Below are 6,751 nucleotides of genomic sequence, written 5' to 3' on the forward strand. Positions count from 1 at the left end.
GTCGCGGCCCAGGGCTGCCGACCCCCGGTGCTCCGGGCGGCAGCAGGACCGGATGTCGGTGCGGAGCGTGGTGCAGCGCGTGTCCCGGTCCACCATGCAGCCCACCGGCTGAGTCGGCCGACGCCGTCGGGGTCCGCGGGGCAGACCGCCCCGCGGACCCTCGCCCGTCCCGGGCTCAGGTGCCGCTCACCAGCAGGCACGACCAGGTGAAACCCGCACCCGCGCTCACTACGAGTGCGTACTCGCCGGGGCCCAGCATCTTCCGGGTGTGCAGCTCCGCCAGGTTCGCCGCGGTGTCGCCGGCCCCGAGGTGCCCGGTGCCGGCTCCCGGGCGCAGCAGCTCCGCCCCGGTGAGCTTGGTCAGCAGCGGCGCGTAGGCCAGGTCGATGGTCTTGCGGCCGAGGCGCGGTGTCACCACGTAGCGCAGCGGGGCATCGCCCGTGGCCGCCAGGCCCGCGTCCGCGAGACACGACTCCACCGCCGACCGGAGGGCCGCCGCGCTCGCCTCGATGAAAGCCTCCATGCCCTCGCTCTGCAGATACGCCTTCTTGGTGCGGCGGATGTCGACCTGGGGGCCGAGCGAGCGGGCGGCCGGGCTGAAGGGGTCGTCCCCGCGGTGCATCCGCTCCAGTCGCGGCGCGGCCACCGTGGACAGGGCGTGCAGCACCAGGTCGGCCGGCCTGCCGCCCTCGGTCCCCGGCAGACGGTGCAGGACCAGGGCCGTGGCGCCGTCGCCGTACGCGATGCCGTAGTCGCCCCTCCAGCGGTCGAAGCCCGGATCGAGGAAGGCGTCGGCGGTGGTGACCAGGGCACTGCCGAGGCCGGGTTCGACGAAAAGCCGTGCCGCGGCCAGCTCCACGGCCGCTGCGCCGCCGTTGCACACCTGCTGGACGCCGACGGGAACGGCGCCCGCCGCGCCGAGCCGGTCGGCGATGAAGTGCGCCGGCGACCACAGGTCGTGGCCCTGGTAGTGGATCCAGGCGTGCAGGACGAGACCGACGGCACCGGCGTCGACCCCGGCCGCCGTGAGCGCCCGGCGGCCCGCCTCGGCCGCCATCTCGGGCGGGGCCTGGTCGGCCACCGGCAGCCCGTCACAGCCCAGTTCGTCGGCGGTCTCCGGGTCGAGCAGCTCCAGGCGGACGGCCTCCTGCGCACTCTGCCGTCCGTCAGGCAGCAGGAGCGTGGGGCCCGAAATGCCCAGCGGGTGGGGCAGACGCATCACTCGCCCCCGTGGCCCGCGCGCCGGCCGGCCGGGCCGCAGCCCGGGTCCGGGGCGGCCACGGTCGGTGCGGTGGCGTTCTTGGGGATGATGTCGACGACGTACAGCTCCACCGGCTCGGTGCCGTTGTTGACGCCCATGTGCACGGTGTCCGGGCCCACGGGCTCCACGAGCGACTCTCCGGGACCGTACTCGCGCACCGAGCAGTCCGAGCCCTCGATCCGGGTGAAGGTCCCGGAGTTGATGACGGCGATCTCCTCGCCCAGGTGGTAGTGCCAGCCGGTGGAGGCGCCCGGTTGCACCACCGCCTTGCGGTAGAGCACCTTCCGGTCGCCGTTCGCCTTGATCTTGAAGGGCGCCGACGTGACGCCCTGGCTCAGGACGACGGCACTCACCGGAGGCACCTCGGCCCGGGCGGCGGGCTGGACGGCGAATCCGGTGCCGAGGAGCACCGCCGCTACGGCACCGGCACTTGCGACCTTGCTCTTGCTGACCACGGTTCGTGCTCCTCCGCTCACGGATACCTGACCGCAGCCATGTGTATCAGAGCATTGTCACTGGATCGAGCCCTGTCTTGGGTTCCTGAACAGGTCTTTTGTGACTCTCCAGTGGTGCTCGTGTGACTCTGGCTCAGCCCGCCTCCACCAGCGAGATCCTGCCTTTGCGGGCGTCCCGGCCCAGCAGTTCCATGACCCGCTCGCGGGTGTCCGTACCGGCCTGCGCCGTATGCAGCATCAGCCGGACGCCCGGGCGGTCGGGGATCTCCAGCACCGAGTGCTCGAAGATCAGGCACCCCGCCCGAGGATGGTCGATCGCCTTCACGCCCTGGTTGGCCGCCGTGATCTCGTAGCGCGACCACAGCGCGGCGAAGTCCGCGCTCTCCTCGGTCAGCAGGCCCGAGATCCGGGTGAACTCCGGGTCGTCCGGGTAACGGGCGGCGTCCCGGCGGAACTCGGACACCAGACCGGGAGCGATCTCGTCCCAGTAGCGGTGCCGCGCCCGGAACGCCGGGTTGGTGAAGAAGGCCACCAGGCAGTTGGTGTCGCCCTCGCGGAACCCGAAGACCAGCTCCGCCGCCCGGTTGGTCCCGACGATGTTCCAGCACCGGTCGATGACGTACGCGGGACTCGGCATCCAGCCCTCCAGCAGGGCCGTCAACTGCGCCGTGCCGGGGGTCTCGTCCGCCGTGCGCTGCGGCGGGTTCATGCCCACGAGCTGGTAGAGGTGGTCCCGTTCCACCGCGTCCAGGCGCAGGGTCCTGCTGATGGCGTCCAGGACCTGCTCCGACACCTTGATGTCCCGGCCCTGCTCGAGCCAGGTGTACCAGGAGGCGCCGATGCCGGCGAGCATCGCGACCTCCTCCCGGCGCAGCCCCGGGGTGCGCCTGCGGGCCCCCGGCGCGATACCCACGTCCTCGGGCCTGAGCCGCTCCCGGCGGGTGCGCAGGAACTGCTTGAGCTCCTCGCGTCGACGGGACTCCCGTACTGCGTTGAAGCTGGTGGTCATAAACCCAGGATAAGTTCGGGCTCCCCGCGGCGGGTTGGACATTGCCAGCCTCGTCCCATGACTTCCGATCCCGGCAACTCCGCGGCCAAGGCGCGTTTCACCACGCGCCAGTGGCTCATCATCGCCCTGTTGTGCGGCGCCCAGTTCATGCTCGCGCTGGACTTCTCGATCCTCAGCGTCGCGCTGCCCGTCCTCGGCAAGGACCTCGGCTTCGCGCTGAGCGACCTCCAATGGGTCGTCACCGCGTTCGCCCTGCCGTCCGGCGGCCTGCTGTTGCTCTTCGGCCGGGCGGCCGACCTCTACGGCCGCCGCAACTGGTTCATCGCCGGCATGGTCCTGTTCACCGTCGCTTCCCTGGCGGGCGGCCTCGCGCCGTCGCCCGGCTTCCTGCTCGCGGCCCGTGCGGCACAGGGTGTCGCGGCCGCCATGCTGACCCCGGCGGCGATGTCCCTGCTGACGACCAACTTCGCCGAAGGCCCGCAGCGCGACCGCGCGCTCGGCATCAACGGCGCCCTGCTGTCGCTCGGTTTCCTGTCCGGCGTGGTGCTGGGCGGTGTCATCACCGACCTGACCAGCTGGCGCGTCACGCTGTTCATCAGCGTCCCGGTCGGTCTCCTCGCGTCGATCGCCGCCCCGGTCCTGATCAAGGAGAGCCGCAACGAGGAGACACCGAGGCTGGACCTCCTCGGCGCGATCACCGTCACCGGCGGTCTGCTGTCGATCATCTACGGCATCACCTCCGCCGAGCGCAGCGGCTGGGGCGCCGGCACGACTCTGTTCGCGCTCGCGGCCGGTGTGGTTCTGCTGATCGCCTTCTTCGCCGTCGAGTCCCGGGTCGCCGCGCCGCTCGTGGACCTCAACGTGCTGCGCCGCCGCACCGTCAGCTGGGGCAACGCAACCGGCCTGGTCACCTTCGCGATGATGACCGGCATGGTCTTCCTGCTCACGCTGTACATGCAGCAGGTGCGCGGGATGACGCCGCTGAACGCCGGATTCACCTTCGCCTCCCTGGGCGTCGCGGCCGTCCTCGGCGGTGCCTTCGCGGCCCGCATCATCGGCGCCATCGGCGTCCATCGGGCGCTGGTCCACGGCCTGCTGCTGCAGGCGGCCAGCACCGCCGTGCTCTTCTTCCTCGACACCGGCGACGGCAGCATGCCGCTGCTGCTCGTGGCCACCGCGACCGGCGGTTTCGGTCACCTGCTGGCGGTCGTCGGCTACATGATCACAGCCACCTCGGGGCTGCCCGACCACGAGCAGGGCCTGGCCACGGGCCTGGCCTACACGGGCCAGCAGCTCGGCGTCACGGTCGGCACCCCGGTCCTGGCCACGGTCGCCGCGGCCGGTATCGACGCCTCCGGCGGCAGCGGGTCCACGGCGGTCCTGGAGGGTGTGCGCGAAGGACTGCTGACCGCCGCCGGCGCGCTGCTCGTCGCGGGTCTGGTCGCCATCGCCTTCCTGCGGCCCCGGCAGACCGCCCCGAGCCCCGCCCCCGCCCTCGACGAGCAGGTCGCGGCCGACGTCCGCTGAGACCGAGAGGACCGACATCCCCATGCGTATGCGCTACTTGGGCCGCACCGGCCTGCGGGTCTCCGAGATCTGCCTCGGCACCATGACGTTCGGCGGCCGCCACGGCTTCCAGCACATGGGCCAGCTCACCACCGTCGAGGCCCGGCGGCTCGTCGGGGCGAGCATGGACGCGGGCGTCAACTTCTTCGACACCGCCGACATGTACTCCGCCGGGCAGTCGGAGGAGGTCCTCGGCGGGGCCCTCGGCCAGCGTCGCGACGACGTGATCATCGCGACGAAGGTGCGCTGGCAGATGCCGGACGGCAGCAGCGGCCCGAACGACCGCGGACTGTCCCGGCACCACATCGTGCGCTCGGTCGAAGCCAGCCTGCGCCGCCTCGGCACCGACTACATCGACCTCTACCAGACGCACGGCTGGGACGGCCGGACCCCGTGGGAGGAGACCCTGCGGGCCCTGGACGACCTCGTGAGGGCCGGAAAGGTCCGCTACGTGGGCGCCTCCAACCTGACGTCCTGGCAGCTCACCCGGGCCCTGGCCACCAGCGAGCGGCTGGGTCTGGAACGGTTCGCCTCGCACCAGATCCAGTACAGCCTCGCCGCCCGCGAGGTCGAGTGGGAGCTGCTGCCCATGGCCGAGGCCGAGAACGTGGGCGTCATGGTCTGGAGCCCCCTGGCCGGCGGTCTGCTCAGCGGCCACCAGGAGCGCGGCGCGACGCCCCCGCCGGGCACCCGGCGGGCGGTGGGCTGGTTCGAACCGGTCGACCCGGGGCGTACGTTCGACACGATCGACGTCCTGCGCAAGATCGCCGGGGAGCGGCAGGTGAGCCCGGCCCAAGTGGCGGTGCGCTGGGCGCTGGAGGGACGCGGTGTCACCTCGGTCGTGATCGGAGCGCGCAACGAACGCCAGCTCGCCGACAACCTGGCCGCCACCACCTGGTCGCTCACTGCCGAGGAGCACGCCGCCCTCGACGAGGTCAGCGCTCCGCCGCTGCCCTACCCCTACTGGCACCAGGACTACTGCGACGCCGACCGCGTCAAGGAGGCGGAAGGGGAGTGACCGGCTCTTGGGGATGACGGTTCTCGGTGCCGGGCCGGTGAGGAACGGTCAGTCCTCGCCGGCCTTGGCCTCCCCCAGGGACCGCCCCGGCGCGAAGCGCTCCCGTACGACCGGGTCGTCGAGGAGGCGGGCCGGGTAGCCCGGGCCGGTGCGGGCGGTCATGTCCCGCTGGTGCAGGGGCTCGCCGCAGGCGGAGCAGACGACCCGGGCCTCGGTGTCGTGGTCGCAGGGCGTGTGGTGCAGGACCACCGGGGCGCCCTCGTCGCCGGCCAGCCAACGGTCGCCCCAGGCGTTGATCGCGGCGAGGACGCCGAAGAAGTCGCGGCCCTTGTCCGTCGGCAGGTACTCGTGGCGGACCGGGTCCCGCTGGTAGACGCGCCGCCGCAGCAGGCCCTCGGCCTCCAGGCGCCGCAGCCGGTCGGTGAGGGTGTTGCGGGCGATGCCGAGCGTGCCGATGAAGCCGTCGAAGCGGGATTCGCCGTAGAAGACCTCGCGCAGGACCAGCAGGGCCCAGGCGTCGCCCAGGATGTCGGCGGTGCGGGCGATCGAGCAGGGCCAGGTGCCGAACGAGGTCCGTCTCATGGCCTCACTGTAGGCGGCTTGCCCGCGGCTGGTCTCATGATGAGATCGACCCGGTCCGGAGGGCTGCTCGCGTACCCCGGCCAGATCCGCGGGGCGGCGGCGCAGGGCGAGGGCGGCAGGGGCCGTCGCGCAGGCCGCGGCCAGGAGGGCGCAGGCGAGCGCCGTCGTGCCGAGGACCTGCCACGGGAGGGTGACGGCGGGCCGGATCGACAGCAGGGCGAGGGCGCCCCACATCCCGGCCAGGTTGACGACGGTGACGAGCAGCCCGAGGAGCGCGCCGGCCGCGACGGCCGTCAGGGCCTCGGCCGCGGTCAGCCGCAGCACCTGCCGCCGGGTGGCTCCGGCCAGCCGCAGCACGGCCAGGTCGCGGACCCGGGCGGAGGCCGCCATGACCGAGCGAGTTTGTTTCATTGCGTCGCCATCAGAGCCCTGCCAGGGGAGCCACGGGTGACCAAACAGGACCGGGCCGTCCGGACCCGTCTCGCGCTGATCCGGTCGGCGGCCGAACAGTTCGAGGCCCGCGGGTACGTCCGGGCCAGCCTGGCGGAGATCAGCGCGGGAGCCGGCGTCAGCTCCGGCGCGCCGCACTTCCACTTCGCCAACAAGGCGCCGCCGTCGCCGAGGCCGTCGAGCATGCGGCCGAGGATGCGCTGCGCGAGGCCACGGCCCGTCATCACCACGGCGACGGCAGCGCCCTGCAACGCCTCGTGGACGTCACCCACCACGTCGCCCGGCTGCTGTGCGCGACGTCGTGGTCCGGGCCGGGCTGCGGCTGAACGCCGAGCAGGTCGCCGGGCGGGTGCGGGACCTGCGCCGGGGATGGCGGGAGTACGTGCTGCGGCTGCTGGCCGAGGCGGAGC

At 72.7% G+C, this 6,751-nt stretch carries 7 protein-coding genes; 3 read left to right on the forward strand and 4 right to left on the reverse strand.

Going from position 1 to position 6,751, the window contains the following annotated elements:
• Window positions 1-175 precede the first annotated feature (175 nt).
• The 3 genes from ABZ281_RS31440 to ABZ281_RS31450 all read right to left on the reverse strand — a co-directional run bounded on the left by ABZ281_RS31440 (window position 176) and on the right by ABZ281_RS31450 (window position 2,725).
• Window positions 176-1,219 (reverse strand): 3-oxoacyl-[acyl-carrier-protein] synthase III C-terminal domain-containing protein, encoded by a 1,044-nt coding sequence (locus ABZ281_RS31440; RefSeq protein WP_356660982.1) that lies wholly within the window; start codon window positions 1,217-1,219, stop codon window positions 176-178.
• Complete coding sequence (locus ABZ281_RS31445) at window positions 1,219-1,716, reverse strand: cupin domain-containing protein (protein ID WP_356660984.1); 498 nt, start codon at window positions 1,714-1,716, stop codon at window positions 1,219-1,221. Before ABZ281_RS31445 ends, ABZ281_RS31440 begins: the two co-directional genes overlap by 1 nt.
• A 133-nt stretch (window positions 1,717-1,849) precedes the next feature.
• On the reverse strand, window positions 1,850-2,725 hold the full coding sequence (locus tag ABZ281_RS31450) for a helix-turn-helix transcriptional regulator (protein WP_356660986.1): 876 nt from the start codon (window positions 2,723-2,725) through the stop codon (window positions 1,850-1,852).
• 57 nt (window positions 2,726-2,782) lie between these two features.
• On the opposite strand from ABZ281_RS31450, the gene ABZ281_RS31455 reads away from it, so the two are divergent.
• Together ABZ281_RS31455 and ABZ281_RS31460 are read left to right on the forward strand one after the other, a co-directional pair.
• A complete protein-coding gene (locus ABZ281_RS31455) occupies window positions 2,783-4,252 on the forward strand; it encodes an MFS transporter (RefSeq protein WP_356660988.1) in 1,470 nt (489 codons plus the stop codon).
• A gap of 22 nt (window positions 4,253-4,274) precedes the next feature.
• Window positions 4,275-5,309 carry an aldo/keto reductase gene (locus ABZ281_RS31460; RefSeq protein ID WP_356660990.1) on the forward strand — a complete coding sequence of 345 codons (1,035 nt, stop codon included), beginning with the start codon at window positions 4,275-4,277 and terminating at the stop codon, window positions 5,307-5,309.
• A gap of 48 nt (window positions 5,310-5,357) precedes the next feature.
• Here the strand turns inward: ABZ281_RS31460 and ABZ281_RS31465 are convergent, their stop codons facing one another.
• On the reverse strand, window positions 5,358-6,281 hold the full coding sequence (locus ABZ281_RS31465) for a helix-turn-helix domain-containing protein (RefSeq protein ID WP_356660992.1): 924 nt from the start codon (window positions 6,279-6,281) through the stop codon (window positions 5,358-5,360).
• A 57-nt stretch (window positions 6,282-6,338) separates the two neighbouring features.
• Between ABZ281_RS31465 and ABZ281_RS31470 the strand changes: the two genes are divergently transcribed.
• Window positions 6,339-6,751: TetR family transcriptional regulator (locus tag ABZ281_RS31470; RefSeq protein WP_356660994.1), on the forward strand; the 413-nt coding region annotated here is incomplete at its 3' end.

It is taken from the genome of Streptomyces sp. NPDC006265, from assembly GCF_040613555.1.
GTDB lineage: Bacteria > Actinomycetota > Actinomycetes > Streptomycetales > Streptomycetaceae > Streptomyces.